This window comes from Luminiphilus syltensis NOR5-1B (assembly GCF_000158175.1).
Lineage (GTDB): Bacteria > Pseudomonadota > Gammaproteobacteria > Pseudomonadales > Halieaceae > Luminiphilus > Luminiphilus syltensis.
Map to the genome: position 1 here is coordinate 2,489,922 of NZ_DS999411.1, position 24,716 is coordinate 2,514,637.

Here is a 24,716-nt window from a genome sequence, read left to right on the forward strand (position 1 = left end):
TGAATGTCGGGTTGGTCTGCGAGTCTTCCAGCAATCGATCGGGCGTCGCCGTGCTCTGGAGGCACATTAGTGAACGCATTTATTGAGCAAGAGTTGAGCGAGCATTGCGACGTTATCAAGGCGCTGGGATCGCTGACCCGCGATATCGCTGATGCGGCCAGGCTCTGCTCGGCTGCACTGGATCGTGGCGGGCGGATTTATCTCTGCGGCAACGGGGGTTCGGCAGGGGACGCGCAACATATTGCGGCTGAGCTCATTGGCCGCCTGATCCATGACCGTAAATCGCTGCCGGCGGTGGCGTTAACCACGGATACATCAGCATTAACCGCTATTGCCAACGACTACGGCTACGACCATGTCTTTGCGCGCCAGGTCGAGGGTCTGCTGAGCCCGGGCGACGTATTGATTGCAATATCGACCTCGGGTAACTCCGCCAACGTCCTCAACGCGGTGGATACTGCCTTTGAAAAAGGTGGAACCGTCGTCGCATTGAGTGGCAAAGACGGTGGTGAACTTGCCCGTCGGGTCGACGGCTGCATCACCGTGCCTTCCCAGACCACCGCTCGTATCCAGGAGTGCCATATTCTGATCGGCCATATTTTATGCGGTCTCATCGAGTCGGAATTGGGACTGCGTCAGTAAATTGCCGATGGCTCGCTCAGGTAAGGCGGCGTTTATCGATCGTGATGGAGTGATTAATCGCGATCATGGCTATGTTTATCAGTGGCAGGATTTCGAATTTCTTCCCGGTGCCATTGAGGGCATGCGCCGTCTCCAGGAGCATGGCTGTCGAATCATTGTCATCACCAATCAGTCGGGTATCGGTCGGGGCTTTTACGACGAGGCCGTCTTCGAGGCGCTGACCGACACAATGTGTCAGCACCTGCAAGAGCAGGGGGTGCGTATTGATCGCGTTTACTTTTGCCCCCATCACCCCGAAAAGGCGTTGGGGGATTTTCGCGTGGCCTGTGATTGTCGGAAGCCCGCCCCGGGAATGCTTCTCCGTGGTATCGATGAATTTGATATCGACCCTGGTGCTTCGCTACTCATCGGTGACAAGCCGAGCGATATCGAGGCGGGCATCCGGGCATCCATCGGACATTTGTATCAGGTCACCGAGGCGACGCCGGTTGCGCCGGCGACCGCTGTCGCATCGCTTCTGGATGCGGCGGATCGGTTTATCGGCGCGTCCTAGAACGCGTAGTCAAACAACTCGATATCTCGGGCGAAATGCTGAGCAACGAGATCCCGTGTTTTATCGTTGTAATAACTGCGGTAGCGATCCCGGTCATCGGCTTTCCGTTTGTGGGGCAGCGTGGGGGCAGGAATCCCAATCCGCTCACAGCAATGGGAAAAGTCCTCTTGCAGGTTTTCATAGCGGCCGATGAAATCGGCAATCACGTTGCCTCGAAGGTCGATCAGGTAGTCGCTTTGCGGCGTAATCGAGGTGTCGAGGTGGTACTGCCACGGTCGCTGCGGGTCGAGCTTGCGTGACAGGAAGTCTTCGAAGCTTTCGTTCTCAAGAAGTAGCTGCGGTCGTTCGCGCTTGATGTGGTGGTAGGAACTGACCTGTAAATCCCAGGGGTTGCGGACAAAGGCAAATTTGAACAATTCGTCGAAGAACTCGTGTGGCAGTAGTTCCCGGGCAGCGATTATCTTGCTGTGTCGCGGTAGTTTGATGCCCACCTCGTGCCTCGTGATACTGCTTAATTTGCTGGCAATGAACTGGGGCAGATAGTAGGGGTCGCGCCACCGGTACTTCTGCAGTGCACCTCTGACGCTGGTGCCGCCGGTCTTGGCAATGTGGACGAACAGGAAACGGTAGCGGTGAGAGAGCAGCATGGGAACTATTGACCGTTGACAGAAAGACCCAGCGCCCGCAGATAGGCGCGTGCGCTGGCTTCCGCATGATACGCCGATACCGCCGCTTTGAGTATTTCCGGTGGTGGAGGTGAGTTCAGCATCTGTTCCATGCCGGACGCCAGTGCTCCTGCATCCCCCATGGGCACCAGCGGTGCAACGACGCCCCCATCCAGGACCTCGCGCGGCCCGCTCGGGCAGTCTGTGGCCACGACAGGAACACCGAGTGCCAGTGCTTCCGAAAGCGTATTGGGTGACCCTTCCCAGCGGGATGACAGTACGAAAACCCGGCTCCGTGACATCCACGCCCAGGGGTTTTTCTGAAAGCCCGGCAGGCCGATGTCATCCGCGATACCCAACTGCTCTGCCAACCGCTGTAGTGATTCTCGCTGCTCGCCATCGCCGAGAATGATCAGGTGTGCGTTTCGTGTCTTGCGAAGCAACGCAAAGGCCTCAAGCAGCGTCGGAAAGTCCTTTTGCGCGGTCAGCCTTCCGACGCCGATAATCACCGGGGGTTCCTCGTCGAACCAGGGGTGCGGCGATGGCGCATCGGCCAGGCGAAATAGTTCGGGTGTAATAACGGGGTTGGCGATGACGGTCATCGCATCGCGCCTCAGGCCGGTGATGTGGGCGATATCGCTAGCGACCCCCTCACTGACGGGGATAATGGCCTGCATTGCGGGATAATAGGTGCGCATCGCATCGAACCATAATCGCTTGCGACGCTCGCTCTTGCCCTCCAGAGCGGCGGTGACCGTGGTTCCCAGTCGCCCGCCGATGGGTGTATCGACCCGCGCAAGGCGCCGCGCGCGCACAGCGGCGACAATCGCGCGGTGCTTGACGGCAAGCAGCGCGTCGGGTCGCTCGCGGCGAAGGTAGAGGGCCAGCTCGACAACGCTGGTGGCGGTATGGCCGGTTCGGAGGCGGATTAGACGCGCACTGGCCGGGAGCTTCTCAACGTAGGGGCCTTCTGCCTTGACCAGCAGGATGTCGAGGCGCACCCCCAGCGCGGTGACGGCCGTGCACAAATTGGTGATCATGCGTTCCACACCCCCTTGTCCTGAGAAGGAGATGAAGACAGCGAGGTGCGGCGGTCTGGACACGGGATTGCGTACCCTGCGGTAGGAATAAGACGGAAAGTTAGCATAGGGTAGGGTCGCTGTGGTCTGCTCGGTTAAGCCACGGTAGAATCCCGCCAAATCCCCGGATCTCTATTATGTGCGGAATTGCAGGCAGTGCTGGCGTTGGTGTTATACCGAGCACAACCCTGCGACAGGTATTCGCACAACTCGCCCACCGTGGTCCCGACGGCACCGGTACCTGTGAGTCCGGCGGTGTCCACCTGTGCCATACCCGACTGTCGATTATTGACCTTGAAGGCGGCGCGCAGCCGCTCATCACTGCAGATGAGAGCGTGGCGCTGGTCGCCAACGGTGAGATTTACAACCACCTTGAGCTGCGTCGGGACCTCGAGCAACTCGGGGCGAAATTTGCCACTGATTCGGACTGCGAGGTCATACTGCACGGCTATTGCCAGTGGGGCGTTGAGGTTTTGCAGCGGCTCGAAGGTATGTTTGCCTTCGCCTTGCACGATCGAAAGTCGGGACAGGTACTGCTGGCGCGGGATCCGCTGGGTATGAAACCCCTCTTTCTCGCCAGCACTCCGTCATCGGTCATATTTGGTTCTGAAATCAAGGCGTTAATGCCTCTACTTAATAATAAGCCGGAAGTTAATCCCCTGGGCTTATTGCAGTTTCTTGAGATGCAGCATAGCTCGGGGAGCACCACACCGATCGCGGGTGTGGACCGCGTACTTGCCGGCGAGGCGGTACTGATCCGCGATTCACGGGTAGAGCGGCGCTGGCGTTATTGGCAGATCGCAGATATTGGCGATGCGCCTATTGAGGACCCGATTGCGGCTTTCGACAGGCTGATGGAAACGGTCTTCACGCAGCATCTGCGCAGCGATGTACCGATTGGGCTGTTTCTTTCAGGCGGCGTCGACTCAACCATTCTCCTGGGTTTGATGCGGCGATTCGGCGTCGACGACATCCGGGCCTTCAGCCTGGGGTTTCCCGGGTCATCGGTAGGCGATGAGCTCGAGATCGCGACCGAGCTGGCACGTCACTTTGGCGTTCGTCAGGAGCTCTGCACGCCGGACTCATCGGCGATGCTTGAACGGCTGGTGACGACGGTGTGGGCGGCGGACGATTTGATGCGCGATGCCGCCAATTTGCCCACCCTGATGCTGGCGGAGACCGCGTCAGCGGACATGAAGGTGGTGTTCAGCGGCGAGGGCGGGGACGAGGCCTTCGCCGGGTACGGCCGTTATCGTGTCGGGCGTGTCGAGCGCTTGCTGAAGAGCTGGGCGTACCCGGGTACGGAAGGTTTCCGTTCCCGGGGCGATTTTCAACGGGGTTTCGCCGGCTCGCTTTACGGTGACCGGCTGAGTCGTATCGCTGGCGACTGGCGTCAGCCGCTCACGGAATCGAGCGTTGAGTTCCCGGGCCACTGGACGGCGCTACAGCGCGTGCAGGCGCTGGATTTGACACACGCGCTCCCGAATAACCTTCTGGTCAAAGCCGATCGGATGCTGATGGCGTGCGGTGTCGAGGGGCGAATGCCCTTTGTCGACCGGCGTATCGTCGAGTTTGGTCTGCGGCTCCCCGATACCCTTAAAATCCGACAGAAGAGCGGTAAGGCGTTCCTCAAGGACTGGGCCGCGACCTTTATGCCCTCTGAGCATTTTCAGGGTAAAAAGCGCGGATTTCATGTTCCCATCTCAGATTGGATGACCGGTGAGTACCTGCAGCGGGTCGGACGAACATTGGTCGGTAACGCTGCAATCAACGAGTGGTTTAAGCGCGACGGTGTTGAGGCCTTAATCCAGCGTCAGGCACACCGCGGCGACGTCGCCCGTCATGTGATGGCACTGCTTCAGTTTGCGATCTGGCACCGGCTGATGATTGAGCAGCCGGGTGGCTCGCGCCCCGCTGCGATTGATCCGGTCGATTTTCTCGAGGCGAGCCGGTGACAGCATCGAGTGCCAGTACCATTTCGAGTCTAAGGACCCAGCGCGCTCATCGGTTATGGACGCTGCTTTTCATTGGATTCGTACTCGGTGCGGTGCATCAGCAGGTGATGTGGTTGCTGGCACTTGCAGGCGTTTTTCTGTGGCTGAAATATCGACAGGTCTGGCGGGAAAATACCGAGGTCAGATTTTACTGGGGCCTGCTGTGTCTCTGGTTGTTACCGGCGGCGGTGTCCTGTTTTGACAGTGCGGATCCTGAGCGCTCGGCGCGTACGCTTTTTCGATTGCTCAGCTATGGCTTCGCGGGCACCGCATTACTCACCACCGTGTTAAATACACCCCAGGTGAACTGGCTGTGGCGAGTTGCCGGCTTAATTCTGCTGGTAGCAGCGGTGGATGGAATCGTGCAATTCGTTGTCGGTATCAATCTGACGGGGGATCCGGTGTTGAGCGATTGGCGCTACGGTGACCGTATCACCGGTACGCTGGGGATCGATTACGGGCCTGTACTTGCCGTGCTGTCCCCCTTTGTTTTCGAAATGGTCCGCCAGTCAGGTAAGCGGACGACAATCGCCTGGCTGCTGATTCCCCTGTTTGCGCTGGCCGTTTTGTTGAGCGGTTCCCGGGCATCTTTTGCCCTGATGGCGGTGGGGGGCGGGGTTTACCTGATAGCAGGCTTCGTTCACTTCGGTAGGCGTGCATTTTTGGCACCGGCGATGCTGGTGGTGTCGGGCGTGTCATTGGGCGTTCTGGTGTTTATCGGGTTTGATCAGGGTGAACACTGGACGGATGCGTTGGCCCTGTTTTCGTTTTCGGGTGAGCAACTGAACAAAGCGCTCTCATTGCGGCCGTTTATCTGGCAGGAGGCGTGGACTTTGTTATTCCAGCATCCGATCAATGGCGTTGGGGTTCGGGGTTTTGGTGTCGCCGCCATGGAGGCGCTGTCCGCAGCACATACCTTGCCCAATCAAAAGGAGATGCCGCACCTCATCGTTCTTGAGGTGGCGGTAGAAACAGGATTTATCGGCCTGGCTTGTTACGGTTATTTCTTGTTCTCCTTTCTCCGATGGTTACTTGCACAGAGTTTTTCAACGTGGGTTCCCGGAATTGCTGCGTTACTCGCGCTATTCCCACTCGGTTCAAGCCTGTCGGTTTATTCCATGCGCCTCGCGGGTCTTGCCTGGGCGCTTATCGCCTTGACCCTGGTGGTTTCCAGAGCGGGTCAGCGCCCCTCGGAAGAGCAAAACGTGGCGGGTGCATTGGCCAATGAATGAAGATAGTCCTCATGTGCTGATCGTACGCCTGGGGGCTATTGGCGACGGCGTCTTTGCCTCACCCCTGATAGGGGCCGTTAAGCGGACCTGGCCGGATGCCAAAGTGAGCTGGCTTGCCGAACCGGCGTTGGCGAGTATGCTTTCGGTGAATCCCGACATCGAGGAAGTGGTGGTGTGGCCCAGGCAACGCTGGCAATCACTGTTGCGATCGTTCCGTCTTTTAGCGCTATTCAGGGAAGTCCTCGACTTTCGTCGTGAGCTCAAGCGGCGCCGTTTCGATCAGGTCTTCGATGTTCAGGGATTGCTCAAGAGCGCCATTCTGGCCCGACTGACAGGAGCGCCACAGCGTACCGGTCTCGATTCCGGAGAACCCACCGGTTGGTTGATGACGCGAGTGCTTCCAAAATCCAGAAATGTCGCGCGTATTGGCTCTGAGTATTTGGGCTTTGCCGAGGCGGTAGGGCTGGATGTGGGAGACTTCGAGATGCAGGTTGCCACTCGCCCCGGCGATCGCGCGCAGGCTGATCGGGAGCGATTACGGGGCCGCTATGCCGTACTGTGCCCGTTTACGACCCGGCCGCAGAAACACTGGTTTGTTGAGCAGTGGCGCGACGTTGCCATTGGGCTTGCTGATCGAGGTTTGCGGGTGTTGCTTCTGGGTGGGCCCGGTGACGTGGAGATGGTGGATGCCTACATTGAGGGTACTGCGGTTGAGAGTCGCGCTGGCCTGACAACGCTGACCGAGACATCGGCGCTTATCGAGCGTGCTGAAATATTGATAGGCGTGGACACCGGGCTTACCCACATGGGCATCGCCAACGCGACGCCCACGGTGGCGCTTTTCGGCTCAACCTGCCCCTACACCGATACCACCCGGGAAAATGCAGTGGTGCTGTACCGCAAATTGGAATGCTCGCCCTGTCGGCGCAACCCGACCTGTGAGGGACGCTTTGACTGCATGCGTGAGATCACGCCCGCTGCAGTTCTTGCCCAGGTCGATCGCCTGTTGGCACCCTGATCCTTAGAGACTGCCCACTGTGCTACGATCCTGCCCGTTTTTAGCGAATTGATAAAAAGCGATGCGGGTCTGTCCTGATTTTAAAAATGTATCGGTGCTTGTGGTCGGGGATGTCATGCTCGATCGTTTCTGGAGCGGCAGCACCGCGCGCGTAAGTCCGGAGGCACCCGTACCCGTTGTGAAGGTGGGGCATACCCAGGATCGCGCGGGTGGGGCGGGCAACGTGGCGGTCAATGTGGCGGCTCTGGCCGGTAGAGCGACCCTCGCTGGTCTGTGTGGTGAGGATGATGCCGCCAAGGCCCTGCGCCGCAGCGTTGAGCAGCACGGCGTTCAGTGGTCAGTGACGCCCTGTTCGGTAGATACCATTGTCAAACTCAGAGTTCTGAGCCGCCATCAGCAGTTACTGCGGATGGACTTTGAGCAGAATCTCAGTGACCACGCCGATGACGTTTTTCTCGGTTACGTGAAGACGCTGATTCCCCAGGCCGATGTGGTCATTCTCAGTGATTATGGCAAGGGGACCCTGACCGGTGTGACTGAATTGATTGCCTCAGCCCGTGCGCTGGGCAAGCGTGTGCTGGTCGACCCCAAGGGCGTCGATCTTGACCGCTACCGCGGTGCCACCGTGCTAACGCCCAACCGTGCCGAATTCGAGGCGGTAGTGGGGCCGTGTGCGGATGAATCCGAACTCGTGCGGCGCGGGGAGGCATTGCGCGAATCGCTGGATCTCGATGCGTTACTGATCACCCGGAGCGAGCAGGGCATGACCCTCATAGAGCGTGGCGAGCCCGTCCAACATTTCTCTGCGCAGGCCCGAGAGGTCTACGACGTCACCGGTGCCGGCGACACGGTAATTTCGGTTTTGGGTGCCGCGCTTGGCGCTGGCGAGTCACTACTGGGTGCTACCGAACTCGCCAACACCGCCGCCGGTATCGTCGTCGGAAAACTCGGTACGGCGACGGTAAACGCCGATGAACTAAATCACGCACTGGCGGCGGATGACCACCATTCGCCGGCAACCCCCGGTCGGCTGCTCGATCGGCCGTCGCTGCTGCGACTGGTAGAGCAGGCGCGGTTAAATGGTGAACGGGTCGTGATGACCAACGGCTGTTTTGATCTGCTTCATGCCGGCCATGTCGCTTATCTGGAGGCGGCGCGGGCGCTCGGCGATCGCCTTATTGTTGCGCTTAACGATGACGCATCGGTGGCCCGCCTGAAAGGCCCTGAGCGACCGATTAACCCACTGGATTCACGCGCTCGCGTTCTCTCCGGATTGCGCAGCGTCGACTGGGTGGTGCCTTTCGAAGAGGATACCCCGGCCAATCTGATCGCCGATGTGCTGCCCGATGTACTGGTAAAAGGTGGCGATTACGAGGTCGAGGCGATCGCGGGGCATCGAGCCGTATTGGATGCGGGGGGGCGTGTCGAGATACTCGACTTTGTTGACGGGCACTCCACGTCGTCGATGATTAGCACCATCAAGTCCCGTTGATCCGCCGGGTCTTTTTGCCGAGCAGGTGATACCAGGCCTTGGTCACCGGGTTGAGTGGTTTTTTCACCACCGGGCCATGTTCCCGCCACAGTGCTGATTTGCGAGTGACAGCGCCTTCCGGCGTGAGACCAAAGAACTGGCGCACCGGGTCCGCCAGCGCCATGGCATCGTTATATCCCAGCTCGATCAGGCGTTTGCAGTAACCCCGTTCAAACAGAATGTAACTCAGGGCGCCACCGGATCCGGTCTCCTTGATCGATCGTGTTGATTTCAGAAAGAGCCGCATCGAGCGGGGCAACTCATGGATGTGTTCCCGGGCGATGGAGGCGAGGGATTGCGAGGGCGATATGGTCAGCGCATCGATGACCCGCAGGTTGCCCAGACCAATATTTTCACGCTGCCGCTGACTGGTCTGCGACACCAGTCCATTGATGCGATCGAGGGTTTCGAGATCGGCATCGATCGCGTCAAGAAATACGGCATTGAGCATCTGACCCATCACCTGAGGAATCGTCGGAGGAACAATAATGCTGTCGTCGGGCTGCTGCAGTCGCCGGTTTTCGCTGTTTCCGATGATGAGCAGTTTATCGGCACCGAGGTGGATTGCCGGGCTGAGCGGTCGAGTCTGCCGCAGTGCGCCGTCCCCGTAAAAATTGTCCCCGACCTGCGTCGCGGGAAACAGTGTGGGTAACGCTGAAGAGGCCAATAGATGTGCGACCTCCAACACCTCGGGTTTGCTCAGGCGATGCGTGCGGCTCCAGGGTTGGATATCGGGCTGACCCTGATAAAACGTGGTGGATCGACCGGAGGAGTAATTCATCGCGGTAACCGCGATCGCGTGAAGGTCCCCGGATCCGATGGCCCGCTCAATATGCGTGAATTGAATAATGTCTTCCAGCAGTTCCCGCAAGGGTTCGTTGTCCAGCAGCGCCAGTGATCGTTCTCGCGCATACCGCGAGCTCAGCGTGGCCAGAAGAATATCGAGGGCATTGCGCGTCACGCCCCAGAAGTGCGTTCGATAAATCGACTCGCTCTGCAGGGATCCCCACATGGTGGTCAGTGCGCGGGTGCGGCTGAGGAAACTCCCGGGCCGACCCGCCAGGCCAAGGGCATTGATGGCGCCGGCGGACGTGCCGGTGATGATGGGAAAGGGCTGGCGCGCACCGACGGGAAGCAGCTCGGCAATGGCCTGTAGAACACCCACCTGATAAGCGGCCCGAGCGCCACCACCAGACAGTACCAAGCCGGTTTTACCGGTCATATCACAATCTTCCCTTTCTCGGCTGAATCCGCCTATTCGACCACAGTCGCCATCACTTTGTAATGTCTGTCAGCGCTCGCCGGTCAGGGGATTAACTGTTTTTAACTTCCTCATAGGCCGCAAGCGCCGACTGGCGAGCGGACTTGTGGTCGACGATAGGCTCAGGATAGGTATCACCGAGCACAATACCTGACTGCTCGAGAATCGACGCCGGGGCTTCCCACGGTTTGTGAATGTACTTATCCGGTAAATTGGCAATTTCCGGTACGTAGCGGCGCACGTACTCCCCGGCTTTGTCGAATTTTTCCCCCTGGGCGATCGGGTTGAATATGCGGAAGTAGGGTGAGGCATCGGCGCCCGAACCCGCTACCCACTGCCAGCTGCAGGCATTGGAGGCAATGTCCGCATCGACCAGGCAATCCCAGAACCACAGTTCCCCGGCGCGCCAGTGGGTGAGTAGGTGCTTGGTCAGGAATGAACCGGTAATCATGCGCACCCGGTTGTGCATAAACCCGGTTTGCCAGAGTTCGCGCATACCGGCGTCAACAATGGGGTAGCCCGTCAGTCCTTTTTGCCACGCCTTCAGCGCTTTTTGGGTTCCCGCCCACGGGAAATGATCGAACTGTGCTTTGAAGGGCTTGTTGGGCATTTCGGGAAACTGGTCGAGTAGGGTGTAGCAGAATTCACGCCAACCTATTTCGCTGAGAAACTTATCGATCGATTCGGCTGCCTCGGGCAGTCGCTGCTTGGCGTACTGGGCCGCATGCCAGATTTGTCGCGGTGAAATCTCGCCGAATTTGAGATGCGGTGACAGTCGGGACGTATAGGCTTCTGCGGGGATATCGCGTCCATCCCCGTAGTGTTTAACCGTGCCTGCGAGGAAATCGTCCAGCCGCCGCGTGGCACCTTCTTCACCGGGAGACCAGAGTGATTCCCAGCCATCGGCCCAATTGGGGTTTGATGGCCGCAGATTCCAATCCTCGACCGATTCGGAACGGACGCCGACATGCCACTCGACATCGGGGATCGATCGAGGCTCCCGCGGCGCTTCTGATTGCAGGCAGGCGCGCCAGAATGGCGTAAACACCTTGTAGGGTGTGCCACCGCCCGTGAGTACGCTGCCGGGTTCGAATAAGAGCGTGCCGGCGTAGCGCTTGTAGTCGATGCCTTCGTCGGTAAGCGTCTCATGAAGTGTTGTTTCCAGTGACGTTGCCCAGGGCTGATACTGTCGACTCGAGTAAACAGCACTGGCGCCGCTTTCCTCGATGAGTGCAGTGAGCACGTCTTCGGGCGCACCCCGGCGCAGGATGAGCTCGCCGCCGCGCGCTTCTATCGAAGCCTGCAGGGATTTTAAGCTGTAGTGCAGCCACCACTGACTGGCACCGCCCAGGGACCACTCGTTGCCCAGGGAAGGGTCATGGATAAATACCGGTAGTACGGCACCGCGTTCGGCCGCCGCACACAAACCGGGAAGGTCGGTCAGTCTGAGATCTTGCCGAAACCAGAAAATAGTCGTCTCAGCCATGAAGGTTCCTCTTGTCGGCATGCTGCATCATTAACGTATCTACAGCGTTTATGAACGTCTGCATCGCGTTTGTTGGTATCTTCAGGGTCGCCAATGCGTCGGCGCGGGTAACGCCGTTGTTGAGTATCACAATAGGCTTTTCCAATTGGTGGGCCCGCTTGCAAAAACGGTAGCCCGAGTACACCTGAAGCGAACTGCCGAGCACCAATACGGCATCACTGGTCGCTATGGCCTGTTCGCACTGTTGCACCCGGCTACGTGGCACTGAGCCCCCGAAAAAAACCACATCGGGCATGAGCACTCCCTCGCAGTGTGGGCACGGCGTGATTTTTATCTGTTCCACGACGCTGCCGGGGAGTTCGGAGTCACCATCGGGTCTCAGCGTCCCCGGGCGCCAGTCGTGGGTGGGGTTGATTCGCTCGAGTCGTTGCTGAACCCGCTCACGGGATTCATCGGCGCCGCAATGCAGGCAGATGACCCGGTCGAGCCGGCCATGGAGGTCGACAACCTTGTTGGTGCCCGCACGTTGGTGCAGTCGATCCACGTTCTGGGTAATCAGAAGCTCAAGGTGACCCAGTTGTTCAAAACGAGTCAGTGCGAGATGGACGGGGTTGGGTGCTGCGTCGCGGACGCCGGGCCATCCGCGGACCGAGCGGCTCCAGTAACGCCTGCGCGCCCCGGGATCACGGAGAAATTCCTGATGCTGAATCGGATTGCTACCCAGCCACTTACCGCGGGCATCACGGTAGGTGGGAATACCGGAGTCGGCGGAGACGCCGGCACCGGTAATTATCGTCCAGCGGCGATGTGACTCAAGTAAGTCGTTAAAATGGGCAACCAAATCAGGCATGGTGCGTATATGTCTCCCAGAGGTCGATACTTTCAGATGTCATCAACATTTAACGGTGTGAAACAGTAATGCATTTATTGGTAACCGGTGGTACGGGCTTTATTGGTTCAGCGTTGGTACCAGCGTTGTGCGCCTCAAACCACACCGTAACCGTATTGTCCCGCGCCAGCCGCGCGGATACGCCGGATGTCCGTTACGTCAAAAGCCTCGATGCGATCGATAATCACGTTGATGCCGTCATCAATCTCGCCGGCGCTTCCCTCGCCGATCATCGATGGACTGCGCGCTACAAGCAGGAAATCATCGCCAGCCGAGTGGACCTTACACGCGACCTGACCGCCTGGATGGAGCGGCAGGATCAACCGCCCGCGGTCCTCATCAATGGTAGTGCAATCGGGTACTACGGCGCGTCCCAGAGCGCGATTTTTGATGAAACCAGCCCTCGCGGTGAGGGGTTCTCCGCCTCCCTGTGTGACGATTGGGAGTCTGCGGCAAGGCGGGCATCGAGTTTCGGCACCCGGGTTGTACTGCTCCGACTGGGCGTTGTTTTCGATCAGGGTGGCGGCGCTTTGCAGCCCATGTTGCGATCGTTTCGCTTTGGCGTGGGAAGCTGGCTGGGCAGCGGTCAACAGTGGCTCAGCTGGGTTCACCGTCGGGATGTGGTCAATGCCATCGAGCTGCTGCTCAACGACCCTGCGGCGCGCGGTCCTTTCAATGTAACGGCACCGAAGGCCGTAACCCATCAGCAATTCGCCCAGACTGTTGGGCGTTTCAAGCCCACGCTGTTTAACATGGGCATCCCCGGTGCGGTGATGCGCCTGGTGTTAGGGCAAATGGCCGATGAGCTACTGCTTACCGGCCAGAAGGTGGTTCCCACCGCGCTCGAACAGCGCGGCTTTGCCTTTGAGTTTCCGACCCTGGACGCTGCTCTCGCCGATATCCTGGACCGCTAGACAACAGCCCGGGACACCGTTTTAGTTTTCCGCGGAAATAAAATCGCTGTAGGCCTCATTGATCTCGCTCTGTCCCCGCAGTTTCTTCAACCCCGATCGTTCGAGCTGGCGCACCCACTCCCGGCTGACGCCAAGCTTGTCGGCAATTTCAGCGCGGGAAAGGGGCGGGCCGCTGTGAAGGCCCCAGCGCGCGGTGACCACATCCCGTTCAGCGGGTTCGAGAGTGTCGATGGCATTGGTCAGAAAACGGTTCAAAGAGTCCTGCTCGGCGGTGTCTTCCGTATCGCCGAAGGTATCTCCGGTCATACTGTCAACCATAGTACCTTCATCGTCATCGAAACGCGGGGCGTCCAGCGATACCCCTAGATTCCGCAGCTGCAGCAGCTCGCGGGTCTTGTCGAGGTCCATGCCCAGATTCTTGGCCAGCGTTTCCTCGTCGGGCTCGATACCCGTGCGGGCGGTCTCCAGCGCTTTTTCCCGGTAGAGGCGGCCCATTTGTTCCTGAACATGGGTGGGGAACCGGATGAGTGAGCCCACATCGCCGACGTAGCGCCGGACCGACTGGGTAATCCAGTTAAAGCAGTAGGTGCTGAAGCGGTAGCCTTTTTCAAATTCGAACTTCTCAGCCGCGCGAATCAACCCGAGGGTGCCTTCCTGCACCAGATCGAGGTAATTGACCCCGCGGCCCTTGTAGCGCGCCGCGATGGAGTAGACCAATCGCAGGTTGTGCATGACCAAGGCGTCGCGCGCCTTGGTGTAGTCATTTAAGGCTGAACGCAGCGCCTTCAGGCTGTCTCGCTCCAATACAATGCCGCTGATTGGTGACTGCCACTGTCGCTCCCAGGTGCCGATAGCGTCGGCGACGCTGTCCGAGTATTGCCCTCCCGAGCGACGCAGCATGGCGACGGCCATACCCACAGTCAGGCTGGCGGGCAGGTTCAGGGCGTCCACCAGCTTTCTTTTACCGGCAACACTGCGTAAACGTTGGAATTTCTTGGACAGCGCGATTGCGGCCTCACTGCCATCGGCGCCCGCAAAATAAGTGGCGAGCTCCCGGCGCAGCACAAAATGCTGCTCACGGTTGCGAAAGCGGCTGATCTCCGGGGGATTTTCAAGACACTGGCCGGCGAAGGTGATCAGGTACTCAGCGAGCTCAGGCGTGCCCGCGAACAGGCCGTGCAGCGCTTGCACTGCACCCCACTTCCTACCGTCGATTTCCCGCTCCTGCTGCGCCGTCAATAATGGGTACCGGCGCGCTTCAGCGAACATCAGCTCGAGGTCTTTGTCGTCATTGTCACTGGCGTATTGCATGCCACGGTCCTAGTTGATGGGTTGTGCAGGGTATACGGTATTTGAGCGCTCAGAGGATTTATAGTTGAACAGCCTGTCCAGGTATCTTCTGGTCAAAACGTGGACATTTGACCTATTTGGCTAATCTGTCCAGGAAGGCGCGGCGTAACAACGACAAATTCACGACAAATGGACACTGACTATGAATGCTGTCGCCGAGCCCTCGGGCATTTTGGAGCCGCGCCCCCTCTATGGAATTGGAACTGTCGCGCGTCTTACCGGTTTGAAGCCGGACACGCTAAGAGTCTGGGAGCGCCGTTATGGCCTGGGGGCGAGCTACAAGTCTGCCACAGGTCGACGCCAGTATACGCAATCGGACCTCGATCATCTGCAGTTGATTGCCGCATTGGTGGCGGACGGGACCCGCATCGGCGAAATCGCTTCCGCCGAGAGCAAGACGCTGGCTCAGCTCGTCAAAGCTCGCGGGGACCGCATCAAAGTGGCACTGCCGGCGGCGAAGTCTACGGTGGTATTTGTCGGTCGTGAGCTGTGCCATTGGCTGGACGGGCACCAGGGGTGCATCTCCGGTGTGAGCGCCTTTATGGTGCGCGAGACCCTTACCGAGCAGTTGGACGAGCTGACCTTTGACGGCGAGATTGATCTATTGGTGATTGAGTGTCCCAGTTTGTCGGCTTCCCGTATGCAGGCGATTCAGGCGCTGCGCGCAAGGTTACAGGTCGGCAAGGTGCTGGTGCTCTATCGCTATGCCAATGAGCGGTGGCTTGAGGAACTCGAACGGCATGACGCGTCGGGAATGGAGTTTCCGCCGGAGCCCGCGCGCCTGGCCTTTGAATTCAGTCGCTTGAAAACCGCACGTGATACGACCCAGGGGCAATATGACATGGGCGAACTGGTCCAGCCCAAGGACCGGACTTTCACCGATGAAGAGCTTATCGCGGCGGGTAAGCTGAAGAGTTTGCTTGACTGCGAATGTCCCAAGCACATCGCCGATCTGTTAATGGCGCTCAACCACTTCGAGACCTACAGCAGTGAGTGTTCGGTGGATAACTGGCGCGATGCAGCGGTGCACTCGAGCATCTACGCGTACACCAACCAGGCGCGATGGTTGATGGAAAAGGCGCTCAAAGCCGTGCTCGAAAATCGGGGTCAGGAATTTCAGCAGCTACTTGCTGAGGCGCCGGCGACGACGCGTGGGGAGCAGGGTCGATGACGGCGACGGAGGTTAACAGGGACGAGCATGCAAACGTTTCGGTGGCAGCAGGGGTGCGTCTTCCCTGTCGCGGCTGCACCCGGGACTGCCCGAACTACGAGCACTGCGACGGCAAACCCTGGCGTCAGCCCTTGGCTGACGTGGAGAGCTGACGGGACAATTGCTCCCACATGGGCGAGCCCTGTAATTGCCAGACCCACAGCGCGACCGGAACGAGTGTTGGCATCAGCAGCACGCTGAACTGATAAAGTACCGCAATGACCGGAGCCGGTGGCACGCCCGGTTGTGACAGGAAAGGCTCGCCGATGACGAGCATCAGGTCTTTCGCAGCAATGGCGGCGATGCCGAAGGTCATGCTCACCCAGATCAGGAATAGACCTCTCGCGAACCGCTCCAGCGGATTCGATACGTTGGACGCCCACAGTAAGGCGGCATAAAAGGGCATGGCATAACTGACAAGGCGTGTATTGATTTGCAGGCCCATCTGATAACCGGCCACTTCAGCACTGGTGATCACCCCATTGTTTTCGCCATAAAATGTTCTGACGATGATGTCAGTGCCGCTCAATTGTGCTGTATCGACACTGTGGCCAAGCCACAGTGGTAGGAGAATGTCCACAAGCCATGCCACCGGTGCGGCAAGCAGGTTGCCTGCTGCATACCAGAGCGCGAACATAATGGGCAATAATAGGACGGTATAGAAGGCCTGCCGCCGAAAGGGGGACATCAGGCAGCTACCGAGGCCTGTTCTCCGCGTCGGGCAAGCCAGCGCAGGTAAACAGCGAACACAACGAGAACATCGATCATGATGAGAATGGGCCAGAAGTAGAGGTGGAACCATTCGAAAATGTGCTGGTTCCATTGCCCGAGATAAAAGAGCGACACGATGCGTAAAATATTGAGCGCCTGAATCGCCACAAAGCCCAGCAAAATAGCGGCCACTTTATGTCGCCACAGTGACGGAAAGGCCAGCACCCCGGCGACCAGTACAATGGAAGCTTCGACGCCGTTACATCCGGCTTCAATGGAGACGGCAAACCCGGTGGTCCTGTCCATGAGAATGCGGCCAGTGCTGATAACATCGGCATCAAGTGGTGTCACCAGCGCGGCGCTTACCGATGCCAGCCAGCCGGTAAACGGCTGCACCACGGCCGCCTGTACCGGGTTGAGTAGTTCCAGTGTAAAAAGGACGGCGAGGGCGCCACAAAAGAGCAGAAGAAATCGACCCATTGATCCGTTTGTATCCCCGTGAAGTGTTAGTAACGATTAACAATTGGCTTTTGGTAAAGGTAGCAACCCATGTCTGCAAAGTATATCGCCATTGCTCTCAGCGCCGGAATGTTTGCTTTCAGCGCCTGGATTTACTCCGAAACCGGTGATTGGGTAGCCATTCTTTTCATGGTGCTTAGCGGCTGCTACGGCCTCTTTTTTTCGGGTGGCTACCTCGACCGATTGCGCCGTGGACCCGATTCAGAGGATCGAACGGATGACGATTGAGCCGACAATGACCGGACAGACAAAACGCACATAAACCGGCCATATTCTGAAAAAGAGCGAGGTTTCGGCGGCTGCATCGGTTTTTTTCAGCTCGCCGAGAAGGCTATCCTGGCGCCATACCCAGCCCGCATAAATGCACAGCATCAGGCCCAGTATAGGTTGGCCGTAGCGGGTAGTCAGTGTGACCACCAGACCAAACAGGACATCGAAATTCATCAGAACAATGCCGCTTACTGTTGCTATCAGAGCGCCCGCAGTCAGCGCCGCCCGCTTGCGTGGCCAGTTAAATTGCTCGACCAGAAAGGCTACCGGCACCTCGAGAATCGAGATCGACGAGGTCAACGAGGCGACACCGAGCAGAGCGAAAAACGCTGTGGCCATAAAAGTCCCCGCTAAACCCAGAGTTTCGAACAGGGCGGGGAGCACGTTGAAGATCAAGGTGTCTTCTGAAAGCAGGGCGCCGCGGGCATCAAATATTTCGACACCGCGCTCAGCGGCGACAAACATGGCCGGCACGATCAAAAATCCGGCGAGAACGGCGATGCCCACATCGATGAGAGCGACCTGCGCACCGGTGGATGGCAGATTTTCTTTATCGGATAGGTAGGAGCCGTAGATCAGCATGGTTCCCACCCCCAGCGAGAGCGAGAAAAAAGCCGACCCCAGTGCATCGAAGATGAGGTCGCCCGAGAAAATTCTCGAGAGATCGGGTAGTAGATAGACTTTTAACCCTGCACTGGCACCGTCGAGCGTCAGCACATAAAGCGCGAGCGCGATCAGGGTAACAATCAGGGCGGGCATAAGTCGGGTGGACCATCGTTCGATGCCATCGTGAACCCCGCCGACCACAATGCCGATGGTCATAAACATAAACAGCACCATCAGTGAGATATTGCGCGATAAATCAAAACCGATGAGCCAGTCTGCTGCGGAGGTAAAGCCCAAGGCCTCTATCGGAAACGAGGCCGTATAGCCCAGGATCCATCCAGCGACGATGCCGTAAAAGCTCAGGATGAGGCAGGCCATAAGAATACCTATGCCGCCGGTCAAGGCACCTATTCCCGCGCTCAATCGCGAGTTTGATATGCCGCGCAGTGCCGCCACCGCGTTACCGTGGGCATGGCGACCGATCAAAAGCTCGGCCATCAATACCGGATAGGCAAGCACAAACGCCAGAACCAGATAGACCAGAACAAAGGCAGCACCCCCATTACTTGCCGCCTGAGTAGGGAAACCCCAGATATTCCCGAGCCCTACCGCGGACCCAGCCGCTGCGAGGATAAAACCCCATCGTGATTTGAATTCTCCACGGCCTGCTGCCAAAACGTTATTCTCCGTTTTTATTCATTGTTACCAGCGTTCAGTCCGCGATCGGCGCCGCCACCGAGCGAACTTTACCATTGACGCGGATTGACGCGCGAGGGGAGATGCCGCACTCGCAGCGGCCACAATTCATGGTATATTTCGCGCGCTGAAAATGCGGTGCCGTTCACGCCCGGGTGGTGGAATTGGTAGACACAGGAGACTTAAAATCTCCCGGCCTAACGGCTGTACGGGTTCAAGTCCCGTCCTGGGCACCATAAATCCTTGGCAACCACGATGTGGCCCGTCATTTCAGCATCGGTATATCCAGCCACTGATCTAGGGGCTATTCCTCGGGCCCGAGATCACAGTGGCCTGCTCCAACCGAGCAAGCCAATCAATAACAGCAGTATGTCCCATTAAGGCAATGGTCCTTGGGTAGCTGGTCGCCCGTCCTCGACTCAGATCGAGGCAGACAATTTGCTGACCCTCATTATCAGCAGCCCCAATCAGTCACAACAAGATAACGATTAGCGTGGGCGTCGTTACAGACGATTACGATGAGCCCCCCCGCAGGAAGCTTTCTTGGTTTTCTGGCCTGGCGCCGTCATTCTGAGGAATCCACAGTAAATGACAGCGTCGAATAAGCGTTTATCAGTCGTCAAACAGGCCCTGATACCAACGCACCACGGGGGGGATGAATTTGAAGAGGTAGGGTACTTCCGCAAGTTCGACAATCGTTCCGTCGGGATCGTAAAAGGCGACGATACTGCTCGAGGGATCATCGGGCGAACAACACGGTGTAATCGGAGAGACAAATTCGACGCCTTGCGCCTTGAGTGCGGCGACATCACTCTCAATATCGGTCGACGCCAGCGCCATCCGATGAATGCCAAGATGGTTAACGGGAAGCGGATAGGGCGCTTCGGCGTTGTACGGCTCTAGCCATTGAACGAGCTTGATCTCGGAGCCATCGCTCTGATGGGTGAGCATGGCACCCTTTATTCTATAGGGTCTATCCAGTCCCATGGCCTCGGCCACTTCGAGGGAGTCTGTCTCATGAAGTGATCCTGAGACCTCGTAGCCAAACATTTGATACCAGGCTAGCGAGCGCTCGAAGTCGCTGACATTGACGTTAACAAAAGCCATCTTGTAAATATGGGTGGTCTCCGTCGGCTCATCTCCGTCTCCCTTTCTACCTTCGATTAGCTCATAAAAGGTTCCATCCAGATCCTTGAACATGAAAAAACGTGTTCCGTCGGCGCGTGTGACGGGCGCAGACAGTAGGTCCACGCCTTGCGCCTTCATGTACTCATAGTCGGCATCAAGATTGGAGGTAAGCATCGCGCCTCGCGCCATACCAAGATGATTCACTGCGGCGTAGGGTGGAGCATCATCCTTGGGGATGGTGAATGAAATCAAATCAATCACGCCACCAAAAAAACCGCCCGGGCCTACGAGCTCGCCGTGCAATAAATAGCCGCCGGCCTCTCCGCCCTGGGAGCCGTCGTACTCTGTCGGCGTCTCGATGCCGATGGCACGCGCCATCGCCTGGGTGTTGGTATCCGGGAACCCACTAATGGTGTCAAACCCCAGCGAGCCGTAGAAGTCCCGCGCCGTGGCAAAGTCGCTGACATTGGTATTAAAGTGAATGAAGGACGCAACGCTCAGTTCAATATCGGCTGCCTGTTTGATGCGGATGCTTGCGGGGCTATCCAGCACTGATAACACATTGACTGTGAGTGAATTGGATTCGGTCAGTAGCACTTCAGTTCGATCACCGTCACTCGTCAGGGCGATCGACTGATTGTTCAGTTCGAGGGATAGTGTTTCGTCGGCCCCAGAAACGATCAATCGGGCTTTGCCCGGCACGCCAAAAAAGGTGCTGGTCTGCGGGCCCGGCGGCGTATCAACCCCAAGCTGAATCAGATGCCGGGTCAGCTCTATTTCGGTCGCGCTTGCCACCGCTGAATACAGAAAAAGACAGGAAAACCCGATAAGCCTGATCGCACTAATCATGTTGAGCCTCTTTAGTTGTGGTCGCGCACTATCTTATGCGTTGCCTAAGGGGAACAATACAGGTCGCGGCATAGATGTCGATAGCCATCAGGCCCCCGCGACGTCAGGTCGGCGCCCAGCCAGATCTGGGTAACATTTACCTGGAGAGTGGACACTGCAGTCCCCAAATGAAATCATTGTCGATAAACGGCGCGTCGATGCATTGACGACTGAGTTCGACCGCGTCTGGAAGCGGTCACCGACGCGCGATGAGCTTCGGAATCTTGTTGAACAGTGGGTGCGTGAGGAGATTTTCTATCGTGAGGGACTGGCGTTGGGGCTTGATCGCAAAGACTCGGTATTGCATCAGCGCGTTGCCCGTCGTATGGGGTATATAGGCGAAGAACTTATTGAGCCAACACCCAGCCTTACTCCACTCAAGGCATGGTTGACCAAGAAGGCTGAGGGCTACCGCCTCGATCCCTGTTTCAGCTTTCGACAGCTGCACATCAACTCGACCTCGCGCGGCGCGGCAGACGAAGCTCAGGTTAAAGCGCTGCAACAGGCTCCGGCAATGAGCGAAACACCGGCTGGCGAGGCGTCGCTATTGCTGGCCGCGCGGGAGGATGCAACGCTTTCTGACGTTCGGCGTACCTTTGGTGAGGAGTTTGCTGAATCCCTGAAGAGCGTTGCTATCGGTGAATGGGCGGGCCCGGTTGCTTCCGGCTACGGCTTGCACTTTGTCCGCGTTGATTCGAGACAGGCATCGCGGCTGCCCGAATATGACGAAGGTCGCAAAATCGTCGTACGAGGCTACCTCGCCGAGCGCAGGAGCGGGCTCAAGGAGCGTGTCTACGCGACACTGCAAGAGCGCTACGCCATCGTGTACGAAGTCAACCAACTGCTGGCGCCGGTGGTAAGCGGGGAAGAGCGGGTGCAATGATCCGGCGTCTTTGCCTCGCTGCGTTCGTTTTTTTGCTTGCCTCTGCGGCAACTGCGGACGTATTCCGTCCGGCGTACCTGGAAATCAGCGAACTCGGCAACGATGAGTATGCGGTGCTGTGGAAGGTGCCCGCCCAGGGCGGTGACCGGCGTTTATCGGCCTACGTTCGCCTACCCGAAGGTGCGTCAATTATCGAAGGTCCCCGTGTCGTTGCCACCGGCGATAGCTGGGTCGAGCAGACCACAATCGGTTTCAGCGGCGGCCTGGCGGGGCAGGTATTCACCATTGAGGGTAGGGCGGCAGGCGTTACCGAGGTGATTGCCCGCGTTGAACGACTCGATGGGAGTAGCCAGGTGGAGCGCCTGCCCATGGAGCGGCCGCAATTCATCGTCGAGGCGCCCCAGGGGGCCGGAGCGGTGGCCTGGGCGTATTTCGTGCTCGGCGTCGAACACATTCTCGGCGGCATCGATCACCTGCTATTTGTACTGGCGCTGCTGCTCATTGTTCGTGGGGGTAAACGCATTGTAGCGACGGTTACTGCCTTTACCCTGGCCCACAGCGTGACCCTTGTTGCGGCTACCCTCGGATGGGTCCAGGTTCCCGGACCCCCGGTCGAGGCGATTATCGCGTTCAGCATTGTGTTTGTTGCCAGCGAAGTGGTGCATACCTTCCGGGGTCGAACGGGACTCACCGAGCAGGCACCCTGGATCGTCGCCTTCAGTTTTGGGCTGCTGCACGGTTTTGGGTTCGCCGGCGCGCTTGCCGAAGTCGGTTTGCCACAAACCGCCATACCGCTGGCGCTGCTGACCTTCAATGTCGGCGTTGAAGTCGGCCAGTTGCTGTTCGTTACGGCGGTGCTGACCCTGCAGTTTGTCGGCGTCCGCTTATTGGGGGTCAAGGCAAAGTGGCTACCCGCTGCGACGGCCTATGGCATTGGTTCGGTCGCTGCATTCTGGACTATTGAAAGGGTGGCTGGGTTTTGAAGGGGGCTCAACGGGTCTTCAATGCAAAGAAGCTTTGAAACGCAGGCGTTTTCGGGGTCTGGGAGATCGGGAGGAAAGCTGACTTTGATCAGCTTAAAACCCGCAAGTGAAGATGAAGGAAAAGAGTTACTACATGACAGTTTTCAGCAGCCCAGTGACCCTGGGAAGTTCACACCCTCAGCCTGATCTGGCAGGGTGCTAGGCGCTAATCGAGAATCACGCAGCAGGTTCATGCTGCACCGGCCAGTCTCTGCACCTTTCCGGCACGCTGGGTAGGCTTGACCGCTAAACGAGAGCTAGTGAATCAGGAAATTCGATATTAAGCACTTTGTGTTGAGCAGCGCGCTCCTTCTAGGTTTCTCTCTGTCTGTAATAGGCGCTGAGCCCCTGGCCGGTGCAGCGGAAATAATGGAAACGGCAAAAGTGGAATGCGCGAGATTTAAGGGTGGACACTTCGATGCTACGGATGAAGCGGTCACATCCCGTGATATTACGGGTGATGGCAGGCCAGAACTCATCGTAGACGCATCCCAGTTTTCCTGCTCGACATCAGTGTCTCTATGGGGCGGCTCGGGTGGAACGCTCTTGTGGGTGCTCGTTGATGGAAATGCATACGATTTTGTTGCACACAAATGGCGGATTTTTGATGTGGATGGCCAGCAAATACTATTGCTCGCGGTACACTGGGCTCAGTGTGGCGATACCGTTGGACCTTGCTATCGAGCACTGGTTTGGAGCGACGGATTCAGGACGATCAGCTAGCGTTTTTTTTGCTGCTCTGCTTATTCCCCGCTTTGCCGACCTCTGCTCTTCCTCTTGTGACAAAGCCGCTCTTGTCAGTTATCGTTTCCCTGCGCCGCGCATGACCGCCGCGAATTTTTCACGTTCGACCTCGGAAGTATCGATTCATAGCGGGGCAAAATATGTCTGATCAGCACTTAGGGAATACTGGCGAGGAGGTTCACCCTAGCCATCCGCTGTCACTTTTTTCGGCGATACTGCTTGGCGTTATTGGCGCTGCTGTCTTTATTGTTCAGCCCGGCTTTGTTCAGGGGTTGGTCAAGTATTATCACTTCAGTGAGCAGAGCGCGGGTTATGTCGCTTCCGTCGAAATGTGGGGCATAGCCTTAACCACATTGGTCATCGCGGTTGTGGTTAACCGGTTTAGTTGGCGCGTCATTTTGGCCGTATCCATTGCACTAATGGCATGCGGTAACTTTTTCTCCATCTTTACCGACACCCCGGCTGTTTTCGCCAGCTGGCGATTTGTTGCCGGCATAGGGTCTGGCGGCCTTATCTCCCTGACCTTTACGATTATCGGCCTGACCGCCAACCCGGATCGGAATTTTGGCTATCTGATCATGGCCGTGCTGACCTTTGGCGCGTTGGGCTTATGGGTGATGCCCTTAGCCTTGAGTATTGTCGGCATCCCCGGCGTATTGTTGTTTTTTACGCTGTTTACCCTCCTGGGACTTCCCTTTGTTCGTTACCTGCCCACTTCAGGTGACACTCATGCGCAGGTAGAGACCGATGCTGTGGATTTACCTTTATGGCAGCGCGGCATGGCTGTCACGGCCATGTTTTTGTATTTCACCGGGCAGGGGGTGGTCTGGGTGTACCTGTTCCTCATCGGCGTTGAAGGTGGGGCCAGTGAGCAGCAGGTGGCCAATGGTCTTACGCTTTCTCAATTTCTTGGCATTGCAGGCGCATTTGCAGCGGTGCTCATTACTATTCGGTTTGGGCGACTAACGCCCATTACCTTCGGTATTTTGGGTGGGATTATCCCGCTTTTCTTCCTGATTGGGGAAATGGGTGCGCTGGTCTACGGGGTTGCCGTGAGTGTTTATAACTTTGCCTGGAATATGACCCACCCCTTTCTGTTGGCCGCGCTGGCCAGTTTTGATCGCAAGGGGACCGTAGTCACTCACGGTGTCGCCGCTCAGATGCTTGGCCTGGCGGTCGGCCCTGCAATCGCGGCCTACTTTATTTCCCCAGGGCAATTCGCGAGCGTGAATGGGCTGGGGATCGGCTTTTTTGCACTTGCGCTTTTCTTTATTGCCGTGCCGGTACTCGAACATCGACGACGCATCAGAAGCGGCATTGAGCTGTCATCGTAAAGCTGGCCTGGGCGTTAAAACGCTTTTGTCTTCTCCTGCGATGAGGCGGAGAGGCGTATTTGCGCTTGTTATATGTGTTACCGGTAATGAT

Annotated in this window: 23 protein-coding genes and 1 tRNA gene; 14 read left to right on the forward strand and 10 right to left on the reverse strand. The window is 57.7% G+C overall.

All coding sequences use genetic code 11. From position 1 onward, the window contains the following. Nucleotides 1-69 precede the first annotated feature (69 nt). Together NOR51B_RS11225 and gmhB are read left to right on the forward strand one after the other, a co-directional pair. Nucleotides 70-642 carry a D-sedoheptulose-7-phosphate isomerase gene (locus NOR51B_RS11225; RefSeq protein WP_009019931.1) on the forward strand — a complete coding sequence of 191 codons (573 nt, stop codon included), beginning with the start codon at nucleotides 70-72 and terminating at the stop codon, nucleotides 640-642. A gap of 7 nt (nucleotides 643-649) precedes the next feature. Next, the gene (gene gmhB / locus NOR51B_RS11230) at nucleotides 650-1,195 is read left to right on the forward strand and encodes a D-glycero-beta-D-manno-heptose 1,7-bisphosphate 7-phosphatase (protein WP_009021098.1); all 546 of its coding nucleotides are present in this window, start codon (nucleotides 650-652) and stop codon (nucleotides 1,193-1,195) included. On the opposite strand, the gene NOR51B_RS11235 is transcribed toward gmhB, so the two are convergent. Together NOR51B_RS11235 and NOR51B_RS11240 are read right to left on the reverse strand one after the other, a co-directional pair. Then, nucleotides 1,192-1,842: a sulfotransferase family 2 domain-containing protein gene (locus NOR51B_RS11235; protein ID WP_009021390.1), complete on the reverse strand. Its 651-nt coding sequence runs from the start codon at nucleotides 1,840-1,842 to the stop codon at nucleotides 1,192-1,194. The two genes, gmhB and NOR51B_RS11235, sit on opposite strands and share 4 nt — an antisense overlap. Nucleotides 1,843-1,847: 5 nt before the next feature. Then, the gene (locus tag NOR51B_RS11240; protein ID WP_326544578.1) at nucleotides 1,848-2,963 is read right to left on the reverse strand and encodes a glycosyltransferase; all 1,116 of its coding nucleotides are present in this window, start codon (nucleotides 2,961-2,963) and stop codon (nucleotides 1,848-1,850) included. A 113-nt stretch (nucleotides 2,964-3,076) separates the two neighbouring features. Here NOR51B_RS11240 and asnB point away from each other — a divergent pair, with 113 nt between their 5' ends. The 4 genes from asnB (at nucleotide 3,077) to hldE (ending at nucleotide 8,675) form a co-directional block, all read left to right on the forward strand. Next, nucleotides 3,077-4,894, forward strand: coding sequence for an asparagine synthase (glutamine-hydrolyzing) (gene asnB, locus NOR51B_RS11245; protein ID WP_009019034.1), 1,818 nt, complete (start codon nucleotides 3,077-3,079; stop codon nucleotides 4,892-4,894). Then, on the forward strand, nucleotides 4,891-6,165 hold the full coding sequence (locus NOR51B_RS11250) for an O-antigen ligase family protein (RefSeq protein WP_009020365.1): 1,275 nt from the start codon (nucleotides 4,891-4,893) through the stop codon (nucleotides 6,163-6,165). Before asnB ends, NOR51B_RS11250 begins: the two co-directional genes overlap by 4 nt. Next, entirely contained in the window at nucleotides 6,158-7,183 is a 1,026-nt protein-coding gene (locus tag NOR51B_RS11255; RefSeq protein WP_009019054.1) for a glycosyltransferase family 9 protein, read from the forward strand. Before NOR51B_RS11250 ends, NOR51B_RS11255 begins: the two co-directional genes overlap by 8 nt. A gap of 61 nt (nucleotides 7,184-7,244) precedes the next feature. Continuing rightward, complete coding sequence (hldE, locus tag NOR51B_RS11260; RefSeq protein WP_009021049.1) at nucleotides 7,245-8,675, forward strand: bifunctional D-glycero-beta-D-manno-heptose-7-phosphate kinase/D-glycero-beta-D-manno-heptose 1-phosphate adenylyltransferase HldE; 1,431 nt, start codon at nucleotides 7,245-7,247, stop codon at nucleotides 8,673-8,675. Here the strand turns inward: hldE and NOR51B_RS11265 are convergent. From NOR51B_RS11265 to NOR51B_RS11275, 3 genes are all read right to left on the reverse strand, one after another. Further along, nucleotides 8,662-9,936: a patatin-like phospholipase family protein gene (locus tag NOR51B_RS11265; protein ID WP_009020785.1), complete on the reverse strand. Its 1,275-nt coding sequence runs from the start codon at nucleotides 9,934-9,936 to the stop codon at nucleotides 8,662-8,664. The genes hldE and NOR51B_RS11265 overlap by 14 nt on opposite strands. A gap of 91 nt (nucleotides 9,937-10,027) precedes the next feature. Further along, complete coding sequence (locus tag NOR51B_RS11270; protein ID WP_009020951.1) at nucleotides 10,028-11,461, reverse strand: cryptochrome/photolyase family protein; 1,434 nt, start codon at nucleotides 11,459-11,461, stop codon at nucleotides 10,028-10,030. Further along, a complete protein-coding gene (locus NOR51B_RS11275) occupies nucleotides 11,454-12,311 on the reverse strand; it encodes an NAD-dependent protein deacetylase (RefSeq protein ID WP_009019320.1) in 858 nt (285 codons plus the stop codon). Before NOR51B_RS11275 ends, NOR51B_RS11270 begins: the two co-directional genes overlap by 8 nt. 68 nt (nucleotides 12,312-12,379) lie before the next feature. On the opposite strand from NOR51B_RS11275, the gene NOR51B_RS11280 reads away from it, so the two are divergent. Beyond that, nucleotides 12,380-13,264, forward strand: a complete 885-nt coding sequence (locus NOR51B_RS11280; RefSeq protein ID WP_009020306.1) for a TIGR01777 family oxidoreductase — start codon at nucleotides 12,380-12,382, stop codon at nucleotides 13,262-13,264. A 21-nt stretch (nucleotides 13,265-13,285) separates the two neighbouring features. Here the strand turns inward: NOR51B_RS11280 and NOR51B_RS11285 are convergent, their stop codons facing one another. Beyond that, complete coding sequence (locus NOR51B_RS11285) at nucleotides 13,286-14,575, reverse strand: sigma-70 family RNA polymerase sigma factor (RefSeq protein ID WP_009019879.1); 1,290 nt, start codon at nucleotides 14,573-14,575, stop codon at nucleotides 13,286-13,288. Between the two features lie 181 nt (nucleotides 14,576-14,756). On the opposite strand from NOR51B_RS11285, the gene NOR51B_RS11290 reads away from it, so the two are divergent. After that, entirely contained in the window at nucleotides 14,757-15,785 is a 1,029-nt protein-coding gene (locus NOR51B_RS11290; RefSeq protein ID WP_009020529.1) for a MerR family transcriptional regulator, read from the forward strand. A gap of 124 nt (nucleotides 15,786-15,909) precedes the next feature. Here NOR51B_RS11290 and NOR51B_RS11295 read toward each other — a convergent pair whose 3' ends face one another. Together NOR51B_RS11295 and xrtH are read right to left on the reverse strand one after the other, a co-directional pair. Beyond that, complete coding sequence (locus tag NOR51B_RS11295; protein WP_040482061.1) at nucleotides 15,910-16,512, reverse strand: exosortase H-associated membrane protein; 603 nt, start codon at nucleotides 16,510-16,512, stop codon at nucleotides 15,910-15,912. Beyond that, nucleotides 16,512-17,015, reverse strand: a complete 504-nt coding sequence (gene xrtH, locus NOR51B_RS11300; protein WP_009021673.1) for an exosortase H — start codon at nucleotides 17,013-17,015, stop codon at nucleotides 16,512-16,514. Before xrtH ends, NOR51B_RS11295 begins: the two co-directional genes overlap by 1 nt. 69 nt (nucleotides 17,016-17,084) lie before the next feature. On the opposite strand from xrtH, the gene NOR51B_RS11305 reads away from it, so the two are divergent. Then, nucleotides 17,085-17,282 carry a hypothetical protein gene (locus NOR51B_RS11305; RefSeq protein ID WP_040482062.1) on the forward strand — a complete coding sequence of 66 codons (198 nt, stop codon included), beginning with the start codon at nucleotides 17,085-17,087 and terminating at the stop codon, nucleotides 17,280-17,282. Here the strand turns inward: NOR51B_RS11305 and NOR51B_RS11310 are convergent. Continuing rightward, nucleotides 17,256-18,605, reverse strand: coding sequence for a sodium-dependent transporter (locus tag NOR51B_RS11310; protein ID WP_009021182.1), 1,350 nt, complete (start codon nucleotides 18,603-18,605; stop codon nucleotides 17,256-17,258). The two genes, NOR51B_RS11305 and NOR51B_RS11310, sit on opposite strands and share 27 nt — an antisense overlap. Before the next feature lie 170 nt (nucleotides 18,606-18,775). Between NOR51B_RS11310 and NOR51B_RS11315 the strand changes: the two genes are divergently transcribed. Further along, nucleotides 18,776-18,862 (forward strand) — tRNA-Leu (locus NOR51B_RS11315). A 376-nt stretch (nucleotides 18,863-19,238) separates the two neighbouring features. Here the strand turns inward: NOR51B_RS11315 and NOR51B_RS15040 are convergent. Further along, the gene (locus tag NOR51B_RS15040) at nucleotides 19,239-20,603 is read right to left on the reverse strand and encodes a VOC family protein (RefSeq protein WP_009021652.1); all 1,365 of its coding nucleotides are present in this window, start codon (nucleotides 20,601-20,603) and stop codon (nucleotides 19,239-19,241) included. Nucleotides 20,604-20,805: 202 nt separating this feature from the next. On the opposite strand from NOR51B_RS15040, the gene NOR51B_RS11325 reads away from it, so the two are divergent. The 4 genes from NOR51B_RS11325 to NOR51B_RS11340 all read left to right on the forward strand — a co-directional run bounded on the left by NOR51B_RS11325 (nucleotide 20,806) and on the right by NOR51B_RS11340 (nucleotide 24,625). Then, the gene (locus NOR51B_RS11325) at nucleotides 20,806-21,525 is read left to right on the forward strand and encodes a peptidyl-prolyl cis-trans isomerase (RefSeq protein WP_009020978.1); all 720 of its coding nucleotides are present in this window, start codon (nucleotides 20,806-20,808) and stop codon (nucleotides 21,523-21,525) included. Continuing rightward, entirely contained in the window at nucleotides 21,522-22,508 is a 987-nt protein-coding gene (locus tag NOR51B_RS11330; RefSeq protein WP_009019139.1) for a HupE/UreJ family protein, read from the forward strand. Before NOR51B_RS11325 ends, NOR51B_RS11330 begins: the two co-directional genes overlap by 4 nt. Nucleotides 22,509-23,109: 601 nt before the next feature. Continuing rightward, the gene (locus NOR51B_RS15430; protein ID WP_154647668.1) at nucleotides 23,110-23,439 is read left to right on the forward strand and encodes a hypothetical protein; all 330 of its coding nucleotides are present in this window, start codon (nucleotides 23,110-23,112) and stop codon (nucleotides 23,437-23,439) included. Further along, the gene (locus tag NOR51B_RS11340; RefSeq protein WP_009019409.1) at nucleotides 23,432-24,625 is read left to right on the forward strand and encodes an MFS transporter; all 1,194 of its coding nucleotides are present in this window, start codon (nucleotides 23,432-23,434) and stop codon (nucleotides 24,623-24,625) included. Before NOR51B_RS15430 ends, NOR51B_RS11340 begins: the two co-directional genes overlap by 8 nt. Nucleotides 24,626-24,716 lie beyond the last annotated feature (91 nt).

Excerpts from the sequence above, each read along its gene's own strand:
- NOR51B_RS11340 (WP_009019409.1), top strand. The coding sequence starts at position 23,432 with ATGTCTGATCAGCACTTAGGGAATACTGGCGAGGAGGTTCACCCTAGC.
- NOR51B_RS15040 (WP_009021652.1), bottom strand. The coding sequence starts at position 20,603 with ATGATTAGTGCGATCAGGCTTATCGGGTTTTCCTGTCTTTTTCTGTAT.
- NOR51B_RS11330 (WP_009019139.1), top strand. The coding sequence starts at position 21,522 with ATGATCCGGCGTCTTTGCCTCGCTGCGTTCGTTTTTTTGCTTGCCTCT.
- NOR51B_RS11290 (WP_009020529.1), top strand. The coding sequence starts at position 14,757 with ATGAATGCTGTCGCCGAGCCCTCGGGCATTTTGGAGCCGCGCCCCCTC.
- NOR51B_RS11265 (WP_009020785.1), bottom strand. The coding sequence starts at position 9,936 with ATGACCGGTAAAACCGGCTTGGTACTGTCTGGTGGTGGCGCTCGGGCC.
- NOR51B_RS11270 (WP_009020951.1), bottom strand. The coding sequence starts at position 11,461 with ATGGCTGAGACGACTATTTTCTGGTTTCGGCAAGATCTCAGACTGACC.
- gmhB (WP_009021098.1), top strand. The coding sequence starts at position 650 with ATGGCTCGCTCAGGTAAGGCGGCGTTTATCGATCGTGATGGAGTGATT.
- NOR51B_RS11235 (WP_009021390.1), bottom strand. The coding sequence starts at position 1,842 with ATGCTGCTCTCTCACCGCTACCGTTTCCTGTTCGTCCACATTGCCAAG.
- NOR51B_RS11285 (WP_009019879.1), bottom strand. The coding sequence starts at position 14,575 with ATGCAATACGCCAGTGACAATGACGACAAAGACCTCGAGCTGATGTTC.
- asnB (WP_009019034.1), top strand. The coding sequence starts at position 3,077 with ATGTGCGGAATTGCAGGCAGTGCTGGCGTTGGTGTTATACCGAGCACA.
- NOR51B_RS11255 (WP_009019054.1), top strand. The coding sequence starts at position 6,158 with ATGAATGAAGATAGTCCTCATGTGCTGATCGTACGCCTGGGGGCTATT.
- NOR51B_RS11295 (WP_040482061.1), bottom strand. The coding sequence starts at position 16,512 with ATGTCCCCCTTTCGGCGGCAGGCCTTCTATACCGTCCTATTATTGCCC.
- hldE (WP_009021049.1), top strand. The coding sequence starts at position 7,245 with ATGCGGGTCTGTCCTGATTTTAAAAATGTATCGGTGCTTGTGGTCGGG.
- NOR51B_RS15430 (WP_154647668.1), top strand. The coding sequence starts at position 23,110 with ATGGAAATGCATACGATTTTGTTGCACACAAATGGCGGATTTTTGATG.
- NOR51B_RS11305 (WP_040482062.1), top strand. The coding sequence starts at position 17,085 with ATGTCTGCAAAGTATATCGCCATTGCTCTCAGCGCCGGAATGTTTGCT.
- NOR51B_RS11280 (WP_009020306.1), top strand. The coding sequence starts at position 12,380 with ATGCATTTATTGGTAACCGGTGGTACGGGCTTTATTGGTTCAGCGTTG.
- xrtH (WP_009021673.1), bottom strand. The coding sequence starts at position 17,015 with ATGGGTCGATTTCTTCTGCTCTTTTGTGGCGCCCTCGCCGTCCTTTTT.
- NOR51B_RS11275 (WP_009019320.1), bottom strand. The coding sequence starts at position 12,311 with ATGCCTGATTTGGTTGCCCATTTTAACGACTTACTTGAGTCACATCGC.